We start from the raw sequence: 2,905 nt of genomic DNA on the forward strand, positions 1-2,905 counted from the left end.
CTACCTCACGCCCGCCGAGTACGCTCGGCAATGCACCTACCAAACGGAGAACGACGACTCCCACAACGTGTGGACCTAACAGAGGGGGCGGCTCAGTCACTGCGGACAACGTGGACCAGTACCTGCCCTACGCCTTCGAGTCGTGAGCGGCAGCGATGGCTGAACGAGAGAAGCCTCGTCTGGGCGTGGCCATGATCGGTCACTCCTTCATGGGTCGGGTCCATTCTCAGGCCTGGAGGTCAGCCACCCGGTTCTTCGACCTTCCGATGGAACCGCGGATGCGGGTGGTGGTCGGTCGCGATGCGCAGCGCAGCAAGATCGCCGCCCAGCGGCTGGGCTGGGTCGAATCCGCCACGGACTGGCGGCGGGTGATCGAGCGCAAGGATGTGGATCTGATCGACATCTGCACCCCCGGTGACACCCACGCGGAGATCGCCGAGGCGGCGCTTCAGGCCGGCAAGCACGTGCTGGTCGAGAAGCCGATGGCCAATTCCGTGGCGGAGGCGCAGCGGATGAACGACGCGGCCCACCGGGCACGAGCTCGGGGCGTCCATGCCATGGTGGGCTTCACCTACCGGCGGGTCCCGGCGCTGAAGCTGGCCCAGGAGCTGATTGCGGAAGGCCGGATCGGCGAGGTGCGCCAGGTGCGGGCGCAGTATCTGCAGGACTGGCTCGGCGATGAGTCCGCGCCGCTGTCCTGGAGGCTGGACAAGACCCGCGCGGGGTCCGGGGCGCTGGGTGACATCGGCGCTCACATCGTGGATCTGACCTGTTTCCTCACCGGTCAGCGCTTCGCCGGAGTCTCCGGAATGCTCGAGACCTTCGTGGCGGAACGTCCGCTGGCCGCTGCTGCTCCTGTGCCTGTCGCCGGGGGCGGGATCGGCGGCAGCCGGGGTGGTGGACTCGGTGGCGGGTTCGAAGCTTCCGGTGAGGCGCCAGGCCCTGCAGCGATGGGCCAGGTCACGGTGGACGACGCCGCCCTGGTCACCGCCCGCCTGATCTCGGGCGCGCCGGTGATCCTGGAGGCTTCCCGGTTCGCCTGGGGTCGAAAGAACGCGTTGCGCATCGAGATCTCCGGATCTCGCGGAGCGGTCAGCTTCGACTTCGAGGACATGAACGTCCTGCACTACTACGATGCGACACAGCCGGGGAGGACCGCCGGGTTCACCCGGATCCTCGCCACGGAACCGGAGCACCCATATCTCGAGGCCTGGTGGCCGCCCGGCCACGGACTGGGCTACGAGCATGGATTCACCCACCAGGTGGTGGATCTGGTGCGCGGGATCGCCGCCGGGGAGGATCCGCGGCCCTCGTTCGAGGACGGCCTCCACGTGCAGCGAGTGCTGGAGGCCATCGAGCACTCCAGCGGCACCGCGCAGCAATGGACCGAGATCCACGATCAGGAACGGAGATGAAGACCATGGCACGACCAGTCACGCTGTTCACCGGGCAATGGGCGGACCTGCCCTTCGAGGAGGTCGCCCGGCTTGCGGGGGAATGGGGCTACGACGGCCTGGAGATCGCCTGCTGGGGTGATCACCTCGACCCGCGACGGGCGGCCGAGGACGATGCCTACGTGAAGAACCGCTTGGATATCTTGGAGAAGAACGGGTTGAAGGTCTTCACCATCGCCAATCATCTGCGCGGCCAGGCCGTCTGCGACGACCCGATCGACTCCCGGCATCGCGACATCCTGCCCGATCACATCTGGGGCGACGGGGATCCCGAGGGGGTGCGGCAGCGGGCTGCCGAGGAGATGAAGTTCACCGCGCGGGCCGCGGCCCGGCTGGGAGTCAAGACGGTGACCGGGTTCACCGGGTCCTCCAGCTGGAAGTACGTGGCGATGTTCCCTCCGGTCTCCGAGGAGCTGGTCGAAGCGGGCTACCGGGATTTCGCCGACCGATGGAACCCGATCCTCGACGTCTTCGATGAGGTGGGTGTCCGGTTCGCCCACGAGGTCCATCCTTCGGAGATCGCCTATGACTACTGGACTACTCAGCGGGCACTGGAGGCCATCGGACACCGAGAGGCGTTCGGCCTGAACTGGGACCCATCCCATATGGTCTGGCAGGACCTTGATTCGGTGGCGTTCCTCTGGGACTACCAGGACCGGATCTATCACGTGCACTGCAAGGATACGAAGAAGCGGCTGAATGGACGCAACGGCCGGCTGTCCTCGCATCTGGCTTGGGCTGATCCACGGCGCGGCTGGGACTTCATCTCCACTGGCCGCGGAGATGTGCCTTGGGAGGATGCCTTCCGGATGCTCAACGCGATCGGTTATACCGGTCCGCTCTCGGTGGAGTGGGAGGACGCCGGCATGGACCGGCTGATCGGGGCACCCCAGGCCCTGGAGTTCGTCCGGGCCAATGCGTTCGAACCCTCAGATGCCTCCTTCGATGCGGCATTCTCCTCCTCGTCCTGAAACAGGCCTGAGGCGTCCACGCAGGACACGGAACATGCAGAAAGGCCCGACCCTGGCACCTGGTGATTGCATCCACCAGGATTCAGGATCGGGCCCTTCTGCTGTCTGGACCCTGCAACAGGCCCGGTCTTGCTAGTCGTTGGCGTGTGAGCGCTGGTGCCTGACGATCAGCAGCGCGACACCGCCGAGGACCATCAGCGCGCTCAGTCCGATCAGCAGACTGGTCATCGTGCCTAGACCGGTCGTGGCCAGATCCGACTCATCAGCCGCCGTCTGCGATTCCTCGGATGAGGAATCTGATGGAGCACTGGACTCCGTTGAATCGTCGTCCGTCACGTCAGATCCGGTGGGTGAATCCGATCCATCCGGGGAATCCGAGTCCTCTGGAGAACCTGATCCGCCGCGCAGCTCAGCAGACGTGGCCGTGGGGGACTCTGTTTCGGTCGGAGTCTCGGTCGGGGTCTCGGTCGGGGTCTCGCA

At 65.9% G+C, this 2,905-nt stretch carries 2 protein-coding genes and 1 pseudogene; 2 read left to right on the forward strand and 1 reads right to left on the reverse strand.

Going from position 1 to position 2,905, the window contains the following annotated elements; translation table 11 throughout:
- The first annotated feature begins 155 nt into the window (after positions 1-155).
- The gene (locus tag EV640_RS03015) at positions 156-1,415 is read left to right on the forward strand and encodes a Gfo/Idh/MocA family protein (RefSeq protein ID WP_036475704.1); all 1,260 of its coding nucleotides are present in this window, start codon (positions 156-158) and stop codon (positions 1,413-1,415) included.
- Positions 1,416-1,420: 5 nt separating this feature from the next.
- Positions 1,421-2,425 carry a sugar phosphate isomerase/epimerase family protein gene (locus EV640_RS03020; RefSeq protein WP_036475872.1) on the forward strand — a complete coding sequence of 335 codons (1,005 nt, stop codon included), beginning with the start codon at positions 1,421-1,423 and terminating at the stop codon, positions 2,423-2,425.
- 132 nt (positions 2,426-2,557) lie between these two features.
- Here the strand turns inward: EV640_RS03020 and EV640_RS13675 are convergent.
- Positions 2,558-2,905: pseudogene (locus tag EV640_RS13675) on the reverse strand (hypothetical protein); the annotation flags it as partial.

The organism is Nesterenkonia aurantiaca (assembly GCF_004364585.1).
Lineage (GTDB): Bacteria > Actinomycetota > Actinomycetes > Actinomycetales > Micrococcaceae > Nesterenkonia > Nesterenkonia aurantiaca.